This is a genomic window from Actinoplanes sp. NPDC051470 (assembly GCF_040682035.1).
In the GTDB taxonomy this organism is placed as follows: domain Bacteria; phylum Actinomycetota; class Actinomycetes; order Mycobacteriales; family Micromonosporaceae; genus Actinoplanes.
In genome coordinates, this window is the sequence record NZ_JBFBAA010000017.1 from 191,773 (window position 1) to 208,178 (window position 16,406).

17 protein-coding genes are annotated in these 16,406 nt (G+C 70.6%); 11 read left to right on the top strand and 6 right to left on the bottom strand.

The genetic code is table 11. The annotated features are described in order from the left end of the window. The first annotated feature begins 4 nt into the window (after window positions 1-4). Complete coding sequence (locus AB0M54_RS28380) at window positions 5-430, top strand: hypothetical protein (protein ID WP_364474590.1); 426 nt, start codon at window positions 5-7, stop codon at window positions 428-430. Between the two features lie 4 nt (window positions 431-434). On the opposite strand, the gene AB0M54_RS28385 is transcribed toward AB0M54_RS28380, so the two are convergent. After that, the gene (locus tag AB0M54_RS28385; RefSeq protein ID WP_364327355.1) at window positions 435-1,859 is read right to left on the bottom strand and encodes a hypothetical protein; all 1,425 of its coding nucleotides are present in this window, start codon (window positions 1,857-1,859) and stop codon (window positions 435-437) included. A 216-nt stretch (window positions 1,860-2,075) separates the two neighbouring features. Between AB0M54_RS28385 and AB0M54_RS28390 the strand changes: the two genes are divergently transcribed. From AB0M54_RS28390 to AB0M54_RS28400, 3 genes are all read left to right on the top strand, one after another. Continuing rightward, window positions 2,076-2,873 (top strand): DUF3152 domain-containing protein, encoded by a 798-nt coding sequence (locus tag AB0M54_RS28390; RefSeq protein ID WP_364327352.1) that lies wholly within the window; start codon window positions 2,076-2,078, stop codon window positions 2,871-2,873. 24 nt (window positions 2,874-2,897) lie between these two features. Then, window positions 2,898-3,875, top strand: a complete 978-nt coding sequence (locus tag AB0M54_RS28395) for a molybdopterin-dependent oxidoreductase (protein WP_364327349.1) — start codon at window positions 2,898-2,900, stop codon at window positions 3,873-3,875. Window positions 3,876-4,006: 131 nt separating this feature from the next. Beyond that, window positions 4,007-4,921, top strand: a complete 915-nt coding sequence (locus AB0M54_RS28400) for a hypothetical protein (protein WP_364474591.1) — start codon at window positions 4,007-4,009, stop codon at window positions 4,919-4,921. Here AB0M54_RS28400 and AB0M54_RS28405 read toward each other — a convergent pair whose 3' ends face one another. Both AB0M54_RS28405 and AB0M54_RS28410 read right to left on the bottom strand, forming a co-directional pair. Further along, window positions 4,922-5,458, bottom strand: a complete 537-nt coding sequence (locus tag AB0M54_RS28405; RefSeq protein WP_364474593.1) for a GNAT family protein — start codon at window positions 5,456-5,458, stop codon at window positions 4,922-4,924. Continuing rightward, the gene (locus tag AB0M54_RS28410) at window positions 5,458-5,961 is read right to left on the bottom strand and encodes a hypothetical protein (RefSeq protein ID WP_364474594.1); all 504 of its coding nucleotides are present in this window, start codon (window positions 5,959-5,961) and stop codon (window positions 5,458-5,460) included. The genes AB0M54_RS28405 and AB0M54_RS28410 overlap by 1 nt, the downstream gene beginning before the upstream one ends. Before the next feature lie 277 nt (window positions 5,962-6,238). Between AB0M54_RS28410 and rox the strand changes: the two genes are divergently transcribed. Then, window positions 6,239-7,699 carry a rifampin monooxygenase gene (rox, locus tag AB0M54_RS28415; RefSeq protein ID WP_364474596.1) on the top strand — a complete coding sequence of 487 codons (1,461 nt, stop codon included), beginning with the start codon at window positions 6,239-6,241 and terminating at the stop codon, window positions 7,697-7,699. On the opposite strand, the gene AB0M54_RS28420 is transcribed toward rox, so the two are convergent. Then, complete coding sequence (locus tag AB0M54_RS28420; protein WP_364474598.1) at window positions 7,657-9,093, bottom strand: XRE family transcriptional regulator; 1,437 nt, start codon at window positions 9,091-9,093, stop codon at window positions 7,657-7,659. The genes rox and AB0M54_RS28420 overlap by 43 nt on opposite strands. 108 nt (window positions 9,094-9,201) lie before the next feature. Here AB0M54_RS28420 and aceA point away from each other — a divergent pair, with 108 nt between their 5' ends. Beyond that, complete coding sequence (aceA, locus tag AB0M54_RS28425) at window positions 9,202-10,479, top strand: isocitrate lyase (RefSeq protein WP_364327332.1); 1,278 nt, start codon at window positions 9,202-9,204, stop codon at window positions 10,477-10,479. Then, a complete protein-coding gene (gene aceB, locus AB0M54_RS28430; protein WP_364474600.1) occupies window positions 10,479-12,053 on the top strand; it encodes a malate synthase A in 1,575 nt (524 codons plus the stop codon). Before aceA ends, aceB begins: the two co-directional genes overlap by 1 nt. Here aceB and AB0M54_RS28435 read toward each other — a convergent pair whose 3' ends face one another. Next, complete coding sequence (locus AB0M54_RS28435; protein WP_364327326.1) at window positions 12,054-13,508, bottom strand: mannitol dehydrogenase family protein; 1,455 nt, start codon at window positions 13,506-13,508, stop codon at window positions 12,054-12,056. 359 nt (window positions 13,509-13,867) lie between these two features. Between AB0M54_RS28435 and AB0M54_RS28440 the strand changes: the two genes are divergently transcribed. Together AB0M54_RS28440 and AB0M54_RS28445 are read left to right on the top strand one after the other, a co-directional pair. Next, the gene (locus AB0M54_RS28440; protein WP_364327323.1) at window positions 13,868-14,200 is read left to right on the top strand and encodes a rhodanese-like domain-containing protein; all 333 of its coding nucleotides are present in this window, start codon (window positions 13,868-13,870) and stop codon (window positions 14,198-14,200) included. 73 nt (window positions 14,201-14,273) lie between these two features. Further along, the gene (locus AB0M54_RS28445; protein ID WP_364327321.1) at window positions 14,274-14,732 is read left to right on the top strand and encodes a hypothetical protein; all 459 of its coding nucleotides are present in this window, start codon (window positions 14,274-14,276) and stop codon (window positions 14,730-14,732) included. 3 nt (window positions 14,733-14,735) lie between these two features. On the opposite strand, the gene AB0M54_RS28450 is transcribed toward AB0M54_RS28445, so the two are convergent. After that, on the bottom strand, window positions 14,736-15,428 hold the full coding sequence (locus AB0M54_RS28450) for a CHAT domain-containing protein (protein ID WP_364327318.1): 693 nt from the start codon (window positions 15,426-15,428) through the stop codon (window positions 14,736-14,738). Window positions 15,429-15,464: 36 nt separating this feature from the next. On the opposite strand from AB0M54_RS28450, the gene AB0M54_RS28455 reads away from it, so the two are divergent. Further along, window positions 15,465-16,007 (top strand): DUF6232 family protein, encoded by a 543-nt coding sequence (locus AB0M54_RS28455; protein ID WP_364327315.1) that lies wholly within the window; start codon window positions 15,465-15,467, stop codon window positions 16,005-16,007. 4 nt (window positions 16,008-16,011) lie between these two features. Continuing rightward, the gene (locus AB0M54_RS28460; protein ID WP_364327312.1) at window positions 16,012-16,224 is read left to right on the top strand and encodes a hypothetical protein; all 213 of its coding nucleotides are present in this window, start codon (window positions 16,012-16,014) and stop codon (window positions 16,222-16,224) included. Window positions 16,225-16,406 lie beyond the last annotated feature (182 nt).

Genomic DNA, 16,406 nt, shown 5'->3' on the forward strand with positions numbered 1-16,406 from the left:
GCCGGTGCGGCCCGAGGTCGACCAGCTGTGCCCGAACTGCGGGTATCCGCTGATGTTCCTGCGGCAGGAGGTCACCGACGAGGCGCGGGCGGTTCCGCGTACGCCGGGGGAGCCGGACGAACGCACCGGCGTGTACCGCAGCCAGACCCGGGTCGACCCCACCCCGCAGCCCGTTTACGGCGCGCCGCCGGCCGCCGGGCCCGGGACACAGTGTCCGCAGTGCGGCTACCCGAACGAGCCGGCCCGCATCCGCTGCGAGCGTTGCGGCCGTGAGCTTCGGGCCGCCCGGCCGCACGGGGTGCGGCTGGGCCCGCCACCGGCGCCGGTCAAGAAGAGCAACTGGCTTCTCATCCTGCTGATCATCCTCGGCGTCCTGGCCGTGCTGTCGATCGCCAGCGCCCTGGTGGCGTACTTCGTCTTCTGGTCCTGACGCTTTATCGGAGCGGCGTGATCACCAGTTCGGTCAGCGCGACCGGCGGTGTGGCCGCGCCGTCGGCCGACCGGGGCTTGATCAGCACGAAGTCGATGCCGCCGCGGGCCTTGGCGTCGTTCTCGGACACGGCCAGCGACGCCTCGGTGGTCCGGGACAGGTCGGCGAACCCGACCTCCATCTCCAGGGTGTTCTTGGTCAGCGGCACCACGGTCAGCCCGCCGGCCGGCGCGCCCTGGAGGAAGTCGAGCAGCACCGGCACGCTGTGACACTTGGTGGCGTCGTCCGGGTTGGCCGAGGTGAGGAACCGTTTCTGGTCGGCGTCGGTGACCACCGCCACCGCGGTCGCGTTCTCGCAGCCCGGCACGGCGATCGAGCCCGGGTCGGCGCTGGACAGGAAGCCCTGGTCGCGGAAGGTGTCCGAGGCCAGCACGCCGTCTTTGGGCTTGGTCAGGTCGACCCGGCGGGGGGCCTGCTGATTCTGGCCGGCGGGCGGCGATTCCTGGCCGCCTGACGGTGGGAGCTGGGCGGGCGCCGACTCCTGCCCGCCGGCTTGCGACGGCGCGGCCGCCGAGGGCTGCGCGCCCGGCGCGCTTGATTGAGCTTGTCCCGGCGGAGGGACCACGGCCGGCTGGGTCGCGGCGGCCGGGTTCTGCGGCTGGCCGTCCTTGTCGTTGTTGCGGTTCATCAGCAGCGCCGGCACCGCGATCGCCGCGGCCAGCACCAGCACGCCCGCGGCGATGCCCGCGACCTTGCCGAACTTGGACGCGATCCGCGGCTTCTGCACGAACGAGGCCGTGCCGGTGCCCGGTGTCGCCCCCGGCAGATCGGGCGTGGCCGTGATGGTGAGCTGGCGCTGCTGCTCGCGGTTCCACGGCAGCGGCGCCTGCACGGTCAGCAGCGCCTGCGCCGACGTCCCCGGCGGCAGATCGACCCAGCCCGGCTCGAAGGTCGCGGTGACCCGCCGTTCCGGATCGGTGGCGGCCAGGTAGAGCCGCACCGGCGCGTTTCCGCCGTTCGACACCTCGACGGTGTATCGCCCGGCCCGCCCGCCGGTGACCACCTCGGGGATGGCCTTGACCGTGATCGATTCGATCGAGGCCAGCTCGACCGGCACCTCGACGCAGCGCGACACGTCATGCCGGTACTTCGACCGCACCAGCGCGCCGAGCACATAGGTGCCGGCGGGCGCGGGCGGCTGCACCGGCAGCGAGATCCGCACGGTCATCGTCCCCGACTCGGACGGCCGCAGCTTGGCCACATCGGGTTCGGTGCGGACCTGGGCCCCGTCGGGCAGCCCGAGGAACTCGACACCGTAGTGCTCGACGATGTCACTGGCATTGCGCACCGTGACATCGAAGGTCAGCGCGTCTCCCGGCGACGCCTCCGCACGATCGGGCGCCACACTGACCCGCAGCGGCAACGTCATCGCGTCAGCGTCCCAGATCCGCCACCGGCCGACAATGACCCTCCGGGCAGGCTAACGGTCCTGCCGTACAGCCGTCGGCGCGGCGGAGCAACCTTTTCCGGGGCCACGCTCGTCACTTAGGGAGATCGCCCGGTAGCCGACTTGCGTGGGTTTGGCAATTTGTCGTGTGCGCTTCGTGCGGTGATGCGGGTTGTTGGTCAGATAGGGAGGCAGTGCGTGCGGCGGCTGGTGGGCGTGGTGGGTCTCGTGATGGCTCTGGGGGCGTGTAGTCAGGCGGTGGATCCGCCTCGGGCGGTGTCGGGGTCCGCGGCGGCGCCGCGGCCGGTTGTGGCCAGTGCGCCGCCGGTGAAGCCGAGCCCGACGGTTCCGACGGATCGTCAGGTGCCGCGGTCGGGGGCGGGAACGTACGCGGTGGCGGGGGGAGACGAGCCGGCGGTCGGGACCGGGCGCACCGTGATCACGTACCGGGTGGAGGTGGAGAAGGGCATCAAGTGGGGCTCGCTGGAGAAGGTGACGCCGGCGGACTTCGCGGCGGAGATCGAGCGCGTGCTGTCCGACAAGCGGGGATGGGAGGCGGCGGCCAAACATCCGATCACGGACAAGAAGCAGGGGCTCAAGAAGGCCTCGTGGAAGTTCAAGCGGGTCAGCGGGTCGAAGTACAAGTTGCGGATCCGTCTGGCCACCCCGGACACCGCGGATCGGCTGTGTGCGGCGATCGGGTTGAACACGGCCGGTAAGTACTCGTGCAAGTTCGAGAACACGGTGGTGATCAATCTTCGGCGGTGGTTGCAGGGCGCGCCGAAATTTCCGGTGACGGTCGACGAATACCACGCGATGGTGATCAATCATGAGATGGGTCATGCGCTGGGTTTCAATCACCAGGGTTGCCCGGGGAAGGGAAAACCCGCGCCGGCGATGATGCAGCAGACCATCAAGTTGGACGGATGCAGGCCGAACGTGTGGCCGTTCGCCGCTGACGGCCGGTTCATCACCGGGCCGTGGCAGCCGAGCTGATCGCGGAGGTACTAGCCTCCGATCATGCGCAGCAGACAGGCCGGTCGCCGGGTCGATCTCGTCCTCGGCCTGCTCGTGCTGCTGGGCGTGATCACCGGCGTGGCCGGCTGGTCGATCGACGGCGACTGGCCGCTGGACCCGATCCAGGTGCACGCGGCCGCCGCGCTGGCCATCCTGCTCGTGGCGCCGTGGAAGGTCACGGTGATCCGCCGCGGTCTCGGCCGGGCCGCCCGCGCCATGCCGACCAAGGCGCTGTCGATCACGCTGGCCGTGCTGATCCTGCTCACGGTCGCGACCGGCCTGATCCACTCCACCGGCCGGCTCGAATACGTCGGCCCGCTCACCCTCATGCAGATCCACGTCGGGGCCGCGATCGGCGCGCTCCTGGCCGTACTCCTGCATTTTCTGGGCCATGCCGTCCGCCCGCGCCGCACCGACCCTGACCGCCGCGCCCTGCTCCGCCTGGCCGCCCTCGGTGCCGGCGCCGCCGCGGCCACCGCCGTCTGGGACAGCGCCGCCGCCACCGACCGCCGCTTCACCGGCTCGGTGCCCAAGTCGCAATTGCGCGTGACCTCGTGGTTCGACGACGGCATCCAGCGCCTCGACCGCGCCGCCTGGACCCTCCGCGTGGCCGGCCGCACCCTCGACCTCGACGCCGTCCGCGCCCTGCCGCACGAGAGCTTCGCCGCGACCCTCGACTGCACGAGCGGCTGGTACAGCACCCAGCAGTGGTCCGGCATCCGGCTGAGCACGCTCCTGGGCTCCGGCGAGTGGCGGAGCGTCAAGGTCACCTCGGTCACCGGCTACGCCCGCTGGTTCGCCCCCACCGACGACATCTGGCTGGTCACCGCACTCAACGGCAGCCCGCTCTCCTACGGCCACGGCTACCCGGCCCGCATCGTCGCCCCCGGCCGCCGCGGCTTCTGGTGGGTCAAGTGGGTCACCGACATCCGGCCGTCCGCGCGCCCGCCGTGGGCCCAGTCCCCGTACCCCTTGGGCTGACGATCTTTTCCGGGTACGCGCGCCGGAAAGGTCCCGCCACCACCCTCGGCCCAGGCGCGGGGAGACCTCCGCGATGAGCGCCGGGTTGTTCCCGTCCGGTCCCTCTTGGACATTGACCCCGAGCCGCCGCGTTGTCGTCGGCGGCGGCCGAGATCCGTTCCGCCATCGGCAACGACCCGCAGCTGGTCGAGTTCGGCAACATGACCGCCATCGGCACCCTGGTCGTCTACTGGTCCGGGCCGGCCGACGCCGCCGCGCTGACCACGATCAAGCAGGTCGCCGCGCGGACCGGCACCACGGTGATCGTCGCGCCGCGCAAGGTGACGCGGGCGCAGATCGAGGCGGCCACCAAGCGGATCGAAGCCGGCGTCGGCGCCTACCAGAGCCAGGGCATCGCGGTGTCCACCTTTGGTGGCTTCGCCGCCGACTTCGACGGCGTGCAGGTCAACATCGACCCGGGCGTCTCCAAGGTGCAGGATCTGAACGCCGTCCGGAGCCGGTTCGAGGCCGACCTCGGTGTCCCGGTGCGGGTGTCGCGCGCGGCCGGCATGAACGCAGCGGGCAGGTACGACGACACGTCACCGTTCAACGCCGGCGGTCTCATGGTCTCGAACACCGGAATCTGCAGCAGCGGCTTCGGTGTCACCGCCGGCGCCAGCGTCCACCGCTACATCAGCGCTCGTCATTGCACGGCCGGTCCGTACCGCACGGACAGCGGCAGCTACAGCATGGGCGACATCTCGCTGACCGGAACGGGCTTCAACGGCTCGGCCGTGTTCAGCGCCCAGGGCTCGGCACTCGTGTTCGACGGGACCAATGCTCCGCCGTCCGTCTCCACGCGTCTGCTCACCCAGCGGGATCCGGCGCTGAGCACCGTGGGCACCCCGGTGTGCAACCAGGGGGCCAACTCCGGCCAGCGGTGCGGCACGATCGCTCAGGTCGCGCTGAACTGGAACGACGGCTTCGGCACCATCCGGGTCAACTTCGTCACGAGTCCGAGCGACGCGATCAGCGGGTTCACCAGCTACGGAATCCGCTACGCGTGATCAGCGGCTGAGCCACTCCCGGGCCAGGGTGGCGAAGACGAGGCGGTCGGCCCATTCGCCCCGGAACAGGTAGCTCTCGACATGACGGGCCTCCTGGCGCATGCCGATCCGGGCCAGCAGCCGGGCCGACGCCTCATTGCCGGCGTGACACCGCGCGTAGACCCGGTGCAGCCCGAACCCCCGGTCCAGCAACGCCGTCGCGGCCTCGGTGGCCAGGCCCCGCCCGCCGTGGTCGGGGTGGAAGAGATACCCGAGTTCGGCCGTGCTCTCCGCCTGGCTGCGCCAGACCAGTTCGACAATGCCGATCACCCCGGCGTCACCAGCCACGGCCAAGCTCAGGCAGTCACCCTCGGCGCGCAGCGCGTCTTCCCCGGTCATCGCGATCACCGACGCCCGTGACTGTTCCCGCGTGCGGGGCTCGGCCCCGAGCATCCACCGCACGACGTCGGCGCGGCGCTGAAACGAGTGCACGTCGTCGAGATCGTCCAGAGTGACCGGACGCAGGGTGAGCCGGGCCGTGCGCAGCGGTGGAAACATCAGCTACCGCCGCCGGCGAGGGTGGCGAGCGACTCGGCCAGGTTGTTCCAGGTCTCCTCGTCGTCGGCGGTGTCGCCGTGCGGCGCGCGGAACCGGTCGAGCCCGATCGCGATCTCGGTCAGGGGATGTGGCTCGCCGTGCGTCAGCACCAGCCCCGGCGGGTCATCGTGAACACCCGCGACCAGCCGGTCATAGCGTTCGAGCGCCCCGCCCAGCACTCCCGGATGGGCGGCGAGCAGGTCGTCCACCCGCCGCGCATAGCTCCCCGCCGAGCCCCGCAACCGCCCGAACCCCGCGTCGAGCGGCTCCCCGCCCCAGACCCGCTGGGTCCGCAGACCAGTAACGGTGACAAACCACCGCCCACCGTCGACGTCTTCAAGCTCCCAGTGATGTGCCCCGAACCCGACGGCCCGATAGTTCATCGCCGCGACGCCCAGCCCCCAACGATCGGCGAGCGCCGCCCGCCACGTGGTCTCGGCCAGATCCGAGGGAGGTGTCAGCACGCGACCACGATAGGCCCGCGCCCGGCCATCACCACCCGATTTGGTCGTCCACGAGAACCCGGAGTGCTGCGCCCCGATCGCGCCACTGGCCACGACGGTTCGTGCGGTGCCGCGCCGCCCGGAAATCAAAAGACCCGGGAACAAAGGCCCGGAACACAAGAAAGGCAAGGAGACGAACTCCCTGCCACCTCTAACGTATATCGCACCCCCGGCCTTGCGGCAAGACCCCGGTGGCGGCGCAGAATCGGCGGCCGAGCCCAAGAATCGGGGGAAACGCATGTTCGATGTCATCGTGGTCGGTGGCGGCCCGACCGGCATGATGCTCGCGAGTGAACTGCGGCTGCGGGGCGCCGGGGTGCTCGTGGTGGAGAAGGATGTCGAGCCGCCGCCGTTCGTGCGGTCGCTCGGGCTGCATGTGCGCAGCATCGAGATCATGGATCAGCGGGGGCTGCTGGAGCGGTTTCTGGAGAACGGCTCGCAGCATCCGATCCGGGGGTTCTTCGCGGGCATCGACAAGCCCGCGCCCACGGGGCTGGACACCGCCCACGGCTACGTGCTCGGGATTCCGCAGACGATCACCGACCGGCTGCTGGCCGAGCATGCGATCGAGGCCGGGGCCGAGGTGCGGCGTGGCGTCGCGGTGGCGGGGCTGGAGCAGGACGACGACGCCGTGACCGTGCGGTTCGAGGACGGGGCGGGGGAGCGGGCGCGGTTCGTCGTCGGGTGTGACGGCGGGCGCAGCACGGTCCGGAAGCTGCTCGGGGTCGGTTTTCCGGGTGAGCCGTCGAGGATCGACACGCTGCTGGGCGAGATGGAGGTGACCGCCCCGGCGGAGGAGCTGGCCGAGGTGATGACCCGGGTCCGGGTGACCGAGAAGCGGTTCGGGATCGGGCCGTCCGGCCGGCCGGGGGTGTTCCGGGCAGTGGTGCCGGCCGCGGGCGTGGTCGAGGACCGGGCCGCGCCGCCGACGTTCGAGGAGTTCACGGGCCAGCTGCGGGCGTACGCGGGAACCGATTTCGGCGCGCATTCACCGCGCTGGCTGTCACGCTTCGGCGACGCGACCCGGCAGGCCGAGCGTTACCGGGTGGGGCGGGTGTTCCTGGCCGGGGACGCGGCGCATGTTCACCCGCCGATCGGCGGGCAGGGGCTCAACCTGGGGATTCAGGACTCGTTCAACCTGGGGTGGAAGCTGGCGGCGGCGATCACCGGCTGGGCGCCGGACGACCTGCTGGACAGCTACGAGTCGGAGCGGCATCCGGTGGCCGCCGACGTGCTGACCAACACCCGGGCCCAGATGCAGCTGACCACCGACGAGCCGGGGCCGCGGGCGGTCCGGCGGCTGCTGGCCGAGCTGATGGACTTCGACGACGTCAACCGGTTCCTGATCGAGAAGATCACCGCGATCGGCGTCCGCTACGACCTGGGCGGGGGCCATCCGCTGCTCGGCCGGCGGCTCGCCGACCGCCGGTTGAAGCACGGGCGCCTGTTCGAGCTGCTGCGCGCCGGCCACGGGCTGCTGCTCGACCGGACCGGGCGGCTGTCGGTCGAGGGCTGGGCCGGCCGGGTCGACCATGTCGCCGAGGATCTGGATGTTCCCGCGCTCCTGCTCCGCCCGGACGGGCACGTCGCGTGGGTGGGCGAGGACCAGCCGAGCCTCGACGTCGCGCTGGCCCGATGGTTCGGCACCGCCCATGCTCAAGAGGCGGAGGAGGGCGATCGGCGCTGGAGGAACTCGTAGACGTCCTGGGCGTCGACGCCCGGGAACGTCCCCGGGGGAAGGGCCGCCAAGAGGTGGGAGTGGACTCGGGCGCTCGGCCAGGCGTGGCCTTCCCAGCTGTCGACCAACGATGACGGTGGGCGGCGGCAGCAGGCCGGGTCGGGGCAGCGTGAGACGGTCCGGCGGGTGGTGTCGCCGCCGCGGAACCAGCGGGCGTGCTCGTACGGGGTGCCGACGGTGACCGAGAACTCGCCGGAGCGGGTCGACTCGACGTGGACCGTGCACCAGTACGTGCCGGCCGTGGTGTCGGTGAACTGGTAGAAGCTGGAGTACGGGTCTTCGGACTGGAACACCGTGCGCGACGCCCAGCGGCGGCAGATGGGCTGGCCCTCGATGGCGCCGGTCACGTCGGCCGGGAAGCGGACGTTGTCGTTCTCGTACGCCTTGTAGACGATTCCGCTCTCGTGCACCCGGGTGAAGTGCACCGGGATGCCGAAGTGGTGGGTGGCCAGGTTGGTGAAGCGGTGGGCCGCCGTCTCGTACGAGACACCGAACGCGTCCCGGAAGTCGTCGATGGCGAGCGCCCGGTCGGCCTTGGCCTCGCGCAGGAACTCGACCGCGAACTTCTCGGGCATCAGCAGCGCCGCCGCGAAGTAGTTCGCCTCGACCCGCTGGCGCAGGAAGTCGCCCCAGTCGACCGGATCGTTGTGGCCGAGCACGAAGTGACCCAGTGTCTGGAGCACCACCGCCCGCGGGTCGTGGCCCTTGCCGCTGGCCACCTGGGGCAGGTAGATCCGCCGGTTCCGCAGGTCGGTGACCGACCGCGTCGAGTTCGGCAGATCCGACACCCAGTGCAGCGTGAATCCGATCTGTCCGGCGATATCGAGGATCCCGCGCTGGGACAGCGGCCCGGTCGAGTGCCGCACCGATTGCAGCACATCAAAAGCGGCCTTCTCCACCGAGGCGAAGTAGTTGTCCCGTGAGCGCATCTCCGTCCGAAGGGAAGCGTTGGCCCGGCGAGCCACCTCGGGCGTCGCGCTCTGCTCGGTCAGGACCCGGGACAACTCCCGATGCAGCCCGATCAGCGATTCGAGAGCGTCGGCGGGCAGGCGACGGCCGGCGCGAACCGTCGGCAACCCGAGCGCGCCGTAAACGGAAGATTCCTGAAAATGCGCCAGCTCGATCTCCAGGGCCGCCCGCCGGGTCGGCGCCTCGGCCCGCAGCAGATCCTGCAGCGGCACCTCCAGAGCGGTCGCCATCGATTGCAGCAGCGACAGCTTGGGCTCGCGCTTCCCGTTCTCGATCAGCGACAACTGGGACGGCGCCCGGCCCACCAGGGCGCTGAGATCGTCCAGCGTCATGCCCTTGGCCCGGCGTTGATGCCGCAGCCGCTGCCCGAGAAGTGCGAGGTCCACGAAGTTAACGCTAACAGAAGAACGTGAAATCTTCTGCTCACAAACGTCTCCACAACGCCGGCCCAACCCAGCAACAGTGGGGTTCTTACCAAGGAGGGGATCGAAACAATGACCGACGTCAGAGGCGGTACCGCAGCGGACCTCACTCGGGCCTGGGCCGGCGATCCTCGTTGGCTGGGCATCCGCCGCGACTACACCGCGCAGGACGTGGTGCGGCTCCGCGGCTCGCTCCAGGAGCGGCACACGCTCGCCGAGCGCGGCGCCGAGAGGCTCTGGGAGCTCCTGCACGACGAGGAATACGTCAACGCGCTCGGCGCCCTGACCGGCGGCCAGGCCGTCCAGATGGTGCGCGCCGGGCTCAAGGCGATCTACCTGTCCGGCTGGCAGGTGGCGGCCGACGCGAACCTGTCCGGGCACACGTACCCGGATCAGAGTCTGTATCCCGCGAACTCGGTGCCGGCGGTCGTCCGGCGGATCAACAACGCCCTGACCCGCGCCGACCAGATCGAGGTCGCGGCGGGCCGGCACGAGCGGGACTGGTTCGCGCCGATCGTGGCCGACGCGGAGGCCGGCTTCGGCGGGCCGCTGAACGCGTTCGAGCTGATGAAGGCCATGATCGCGGCCGGCGCGGCGGGCGTGCACTGGGAGGACCAGCTGGCCAGCGAGAAGAAGTGCGGTCACCTGGGCGGCAAGGTGCTGATCCCGACCCAGCAGCACATCCGCACGCTCAACGCGGCCCGCCTGGCCGCCGACGTGTGCGGTGTCCCGTCGCTGGTCATCGCCCGTACCGACGCCTTGGCCGCGGACCTGCTCACCACCGACGTCGACGAGCGCGACCAGCCCTTCCTCACCGGCGACCGCACCGCGGAGGGCTTCTTCCGGGTGCGGAGCGGGCCGGCGGCCGCGATCGCCCGCGGTGTCGCGTACGCCGACTACGCCGACCTCTTGTGGGTCGAGACCGGCAAGCCCGACCTGGAGTTCGCGCGGGAGTTCGCCGAGGCGATCCACGCCGAGCACCCGGACAAGATGCTGGCCTACAACTGCTCGCCCTCGTTCAATTGGCGTAAGAACCTGGACGACGCCACGATCGCCCGGTTCCAGAAGGAGCTCGGGGCGATGGGCTACAAGTTCCAGTTCGTCACGCTGGCCGGCTTCCACGCGCTCAACCACTCGATGTTCGAGCTGGCCCGGGGCTACGCCGAGGGCGGCATGAGCGCGTACGTGAGGCTCCAGGAGGCCGAGTTCGCCGCCGAGGCGGACGGCTACACCGCGACCAAGCACCAGGCCGAGGTCGGCACCGGCTACTTCGACGCCGTGTCCACCGCGCTCAACCCCGACAGCTCCACGACGGCGCTGTCCGGCTCGACCGAAGCGGAGCAGTTCTGATGAGCAGCGTGGAAGAGATCGTCATCACCGGCAGCACGGCCGGGCGGTACGCGGAGATCCTGACCCCCGAGGCGGTCGCCTTCGTGGTCGCGCTGGACCGGGAGTTCGGGGCGCGGCGGGTGCAACTGCTCGACCGTCGGCGCCGGCGGCGCGCCGCGCGTACCGGCGAACTCGATTTTCTGGAATCGACCAGGCACATCCGGGCCGACACGTCGTGGACGGTCGCGCCGCCGGCCGAGGACCTGCTGGACCGGCGGGTGGAGATCACCGGGCCGCCCACCGCGTCAAAAACGATCAAGGCCTTGAGCTCCGGCGCCAAGGTGTGGATGGCCGACTTCGAGGACGCCACGTCCCCGACCTGGGACAACCTGATCGAGGGGCAGCTCAATCTCCTCGACGCGATGCCGATGAACAACGAGGAACACGCCACGATCATGGTTCGGCCGAGAGGCTGGCACCTGCCCGAATGCCACATCCGGATCGGCGGCCGGGCCATCTCGGCGGCCCTGTTCGACTTCGGCCTGTACCTGTTCCACTGTGGCCGCAAGCAGATCGAGCGCGGCAGCGGCCCGTACTTCTACCTGCCCAAGCTGGAGTCGCATCTGGAGGCCCGCCTCTGGAACGACGTCTTCGTCAAGGCCCAGGAGATGCTCGGCATCCCGCGCGGCACCATCCGGGCGACCGTGCTGATCGAGACCATCACGGCCGCGTTCGAGATGGAGGAGATCCTGTACGAGCTGCGCGAGCACTCGGCGGGCCTGAACGCCGGCCGCTGGGACTACCTGTTCAGCATGATCAAGAACCGGCCGGACGTGGTGCTGGCCGAGCGTTCCCAGCTCACCATGACCGCGCCGTTCATGCGGGCGTACACCGAACTGCTCGTGGCGACCTGCCACCGGCGCGGCGCCCACGCGATCGGCGGGATGGCCGCGGTCGTGCCCAGCAAGGACCCGGTGGCGGCCAAGCGGGCGCTCAACCAGGTGCGGCAGGACAAGCGCCGCGAGGTGGGGGACGGCTTCGACGGCTCCTGGGTGGCTCATCCCGGTCTGGTCGAGACCTGCCGGGACGTGTTCGACCAGTGGCTGGGCTTCGAGCCGCACCAGATCGTCCGCCGCCGCGACGACGTGCGGGTCACCGCCGCGCAGCTGCTCGACGTGAAGCGCCAGTACGGCGGGGTGAGCGAGGTGGCGCTGCGGACCTCGGTCAGCGTGGCCGTGCGCTACATCGCGGCGTGGCTCGGCGGGCAGGGCGCGGTCGCGCTGAACGGCCTGATGGAGGACGCGGCCACCGCCGAGATCTGCCGGACCCAGCTGTGGCAGTGGCTCTCGTCGGGCACCCCCACCGACTACGGCGTGCCGATCACGGCCGGGCTGGTCACCCGGATGCTCCGCGAGGAGCTCGACGTGCTGTCGGCGACCGGCGCGCTCGACGAGGACGCGGCCCGGCGGTACGGGCAGGCCCGTACCCTGCTGACCGTGCTCGTCACCGAGCGCACGTGCACCGAGTTCCTCACCCTGCCGGCCTACCTGCGCCACCTGGGCGGGGCGACCGCCCAGGTGGCGCTGGCCGCGTAGTTACTCGAGCTCCTTGAGCGTCTTGCGGGACCCGCGCTCGTGCAGCAGGTCGAGCACCTGCTGGTAGGTCGAGGCGAACCGCTCGTTCTCGGCCAGATCGCCGAACAGGTCACGGTTCTGGATGAACGTGCGATCCAGGGCCCGCTGCTTCAACTCGGGGGCCAGCCGGTCGACCACCTCGATCGGCCGGCCCTCTTCGTCGCGGCCCTCGGCGTAGCGGGCCCACGACGCGACCACCGCGGTGGCGCGCAGGATCGGGCCGCCGGTCTCCAGGTTGTGCCGGATCACCGGGAGCAGCCACTTCGGGATGCGGTCCGAGCTCTCCGCGCACAGCCGGGCCACGGTGTCGCGGACCTGCGCGTTGGAGAAGCGCTCGATCAGCTGGTGGCGGTAGTCGTCCAGCTCGATGCCCGGCACCGGCGCCAGCGTCGGCGACGCCTCCTGCTCCATGTAGGCGAGCAGGAAGTCGGCGAACAGCGGCTCCTGGGCCACGTCGTGCACGAGGCGGTAGCCGGCCAGGTAGCCGAAGTAGCAGAGCGCCTGGTGGCTGGCGTTGAGCAGGCGGAGCTTCATCAGCTCGTACGGCTCGACGTCGTCGACCACCTGCACGCCGGCCTCCTCGAACGGCGGCCGGCCCTGGTTGAAGGTGTCCTCGAGGACCCACTGGGTGAACGGCTCGCACACCACCGGCCAGCCGTCGTCGATGCCGAACCGGCTCCGGACCAGCGCGCGGTCCTCGTCGGTGGTGACCGGCGTGATCCGGTCGACCATGCTGTTCGGGAAGGCCACGTTGTCCTCGACCCACGTGCCCAGCTCCGGGTCACGCAGCGCGGCGTACGCGACGAAGCTCCGTTGCGCGGCGTGGCCGTTGCCCTGGATGTTGTCGCAGCTCATGATCGTGAACGGCGGCGTCCCGGCCGCCTTCCTCCGGGCCAGCGCCTCGACCACCAGCCCGAACGTGGTCTTCGGCTGGTTCCCCGGCTGCAGGTCATGCTGGATGTCCGGATTGTCGGACACGAACTCCCCGGTCACGGCGTTGATGTTGTAGCCGCCCTCGGTCACCGTCAGCGACACGATCTTGATCTCGGGGGAGACCATCTTCGCGATCACGGCCTCCGGGTCCTCCGGCGCGAACAGGTACTCCTTGATCGACCCGATGACCCGCGGCTCGAGGGTGCCGTCGGGCGCCTTCACGACCAGCGTGTAGAGCCCGTCCTGGGCGTCGAGCACGTCGCGCATGCCCAGGTCGGCGGGCATCACGCCGACGCCGCAGATCGCCCAGTCGAGCGCCTTGCCCTCGTTCATCAGACGATCCAGGTACATGGCCTGATGAGCCCGGTGGAAGCCACCCACCCCGAAATGCACGATTCCGGTCTGGAGCCGGCCGCGGTCATAGCCGGGCCCGGGCACCCCCTCCGGGAGTTCGGTCAGGTTCTGCTGGGTGAGCGGTGGCATCGGGTGTCCTCCCACTGCTGCGGTGCTGGTAGGCGTCCTCCTCAGCATTGCACCAACCACCGACGGTCACCGGGAACGACCTATCGAGATTGCCGAAAACCCCTTCCGGGTACGGGCGCAGCACGGTCCCGTCACCACCCCTGAGCTGCGGAAACCAAGCTCTCCGCGAGGCGCTTCGGGTGGTGCCGGCCGGTCCGGCCAGAATCCCGCCGCCCGAGCCCCGCCGCCGCGCACAGCCCCCCGATTCCGCCGCCTTCGCGCGCCCGCCGGACCCGCCCGGTCGCACGCATCCTCGCCACCTATTCGGTCACGCTCGAATCCGTTTGCCGCCCGTCCGCCGCCGCTCCTACCGTCCGGCCATGCCCCACCACATCGGTCGCGACTACCTGCGATCCGCCCTGTCCGTCGGCGCCGTGACGGTGGTCGACGCCCTGCCGGCCCACGCCTACGCCAACCGCCACCTGCCCTCCGCCGTCAACCTCACCGCCGAGGACGCCGCCGCCCGCGCGCCGTCGGTGCTCCCGGACCGGGCCGCCGACATCGTCGTGTACTCGACCGACGCGCACTGCACCCGCGGCCCCGACCTGGCCGCCGCCCTGGAACAGCTGGGCTACACCAACATCAGCGTCTACACCGAGGGCATCCAGCCCTGGGCCGACGCGGGGCTGCCCGTGGAGCACGCGATCACCTAGGCCGTGCTCGCCGGCCCGACCGGGGCGGCGGAGCGCTTGGCCGGGTTTGCGACACGGCCTAGGCTTCGCCTTCATGACGCAGCCCTTCACCGTCGTGTTCCGTGGGTACGACCGCCCGCAGGTCGACCAACTCCTCGCCCTGGCCGACCAGGCGCTGGCCTCCGGCAGCGAGACCGCCCACGTCACCGCCCGGTCCACGTTGAGCGACCCGATGCTGCGCGTCACCCTGCGCGGCTACGAGCGTCCCGCCGTCGAGCAGGCCATCAGCGAGCGCCTGACCCGGCTGGGCGGCCCGCTTCCCGCGCCCGCGCCCACACCGGACGACGCGTCGCTCGGCTTCACCACGGTCCTGCGCGGCTACTCCCTGCCCGAGGTCGAGCAGTTGTTCGCCCGGGTCGAGCGGGCCCTCGCCGCCGGCGACACCGCCGCCGCCCGGCAGGCCCTGAGCACGGCCGAGTTCGCGATCGTCCTGCGCGGCTACGACCGGGGCGAGGTCGACGAGGAGGTCCAGCGCCGCCTCAAGGAACTGTGACGCTCAAGGAACTGTGACGACGGTCTGCTCGGCGGCCGCGGGCCGGGCGATGAGCGTCGGGACGTCCTGGTCCGGGAAACCGTGCAGATCCAGCCCGTTGAGCGCGAGGTCGAACGAGCCGCCGATGGTCAGCCCGCCCGCGAGGCCGGCGTAGAAACTCCGCGCGAACTGGATGGCCGCCTGGTCGAGCACCTCCCGCTGCATGCCGATGACGCACGGAACGTGCTGGGCGATGGCCGTCGCCTGCTCGCGGGTGTGGCAGGCGTTGAGCACCACGCACCGCAGACCGGCCTGGAGAACGCCGAACAACCGGCTCAGGGCCGCCGGTTTCACGAACCGGCCCCGGCCGCGCTCGTCGACGACCTGGATCCCGGCCGTCGGGTGACCGTGGCCGCTGAAGTGGGCGATCACCGGCCGGTGGGCCAACATCTCGTCGTGCAGGTCGTCCAGCCGCACCGCGTCGGCCGTCTGGACCCGGAGCCGATCCCGCCCGCGGGACCGCGTGACCGCCTGACCGATCGCGCGACGTTCCTCGTCGAGGCGCAGCGGCGGCGCCCCGGCGGCGTGGGCGCTCATCAGCAGGATGACCGCCTTCTCCGGGGTCCCGTTCTTGTCGCCGAAGACGACGTCGCCCCCGATCTTCGGGCCGTTGACCAGATCGCCGGCGACGTTCACGCGGTTGAAGTACGTCTGCATGGTGCTCTCTGACGGACCGGTCCGTCAGAGACGTACATGAGCAGAAGCAGCATCAGACGCAAGGACGTCGAGGTGCGGATCAGCCGGCGGACGCTGTGGGTCGACACCACCGCGTACCCGCTGGCGCATGTCACCAAGATTCAGCCGCTCGAGGTGACGGTGAAGCGGGGCCGCCTGCTCTTCACCTACCTGAAGGACACCGGGTCCTGGCTCGTGCTGGGCGTCATCGGCCTGGTCATCCTCGGCTGTCTCGGCACCTCGGTACCGGCCGAGGTGACCACCGGCTACGGGGTGGTCCTGCTCGTCGCCCTGATCGTGATCACCGTCCGGCTGGTCCGCCGCCTTTCCTTCGGCACCCTGCACGTGCTGAGCATCGGCATCGCGGGCACCCAGCGCGCGGCGGTCCTCAGCCGCGACGGCGCGGTGATCAGCCGCCTGGCCCAGCGGGTCGTGGACGCGATCGACGACCCGGCCCTGGAGTACGCCATCCACATCGAGAACATCGAGGTCGCCGGCGACATGGTCAACGGACCGAAGGCCGGCGGCGACGTCATCTTCGGCAACAAGACCGGGGCCTGAGCCGATGCGACCGGTCATCGACGCCGCCACCGGCCTGGTGGCCCAGGCCATCACCCTGATCGCCGTCTCGACCGTGATGATGTTGCTGGTCAAGCGCTTCGTCCCGGTCCTCGGCGCGGAACTGTGGCGCTGGTACTGGACGGCCCTCACCTGGCTGATCCGGGCCCCGTTCCGCCTGATCCGGGTGCTGCTGAAGAACATCACCCATCGCCCGTGACGCTTCGTGCCATCCGGGCGACCACGGCAGTCAAGGCCCGGCCCCTGACCGGCGGCTGTCACGGGGCCCAGCCACCGTAGCCGCCCTCCTTCCAGGGCGTCGTGAAGGCAACGAGAATCAGGAACACCAGCAACCAGCCCATGGAACCCCACCAGAGCGCCCAGACACCCACTACGGAGGCG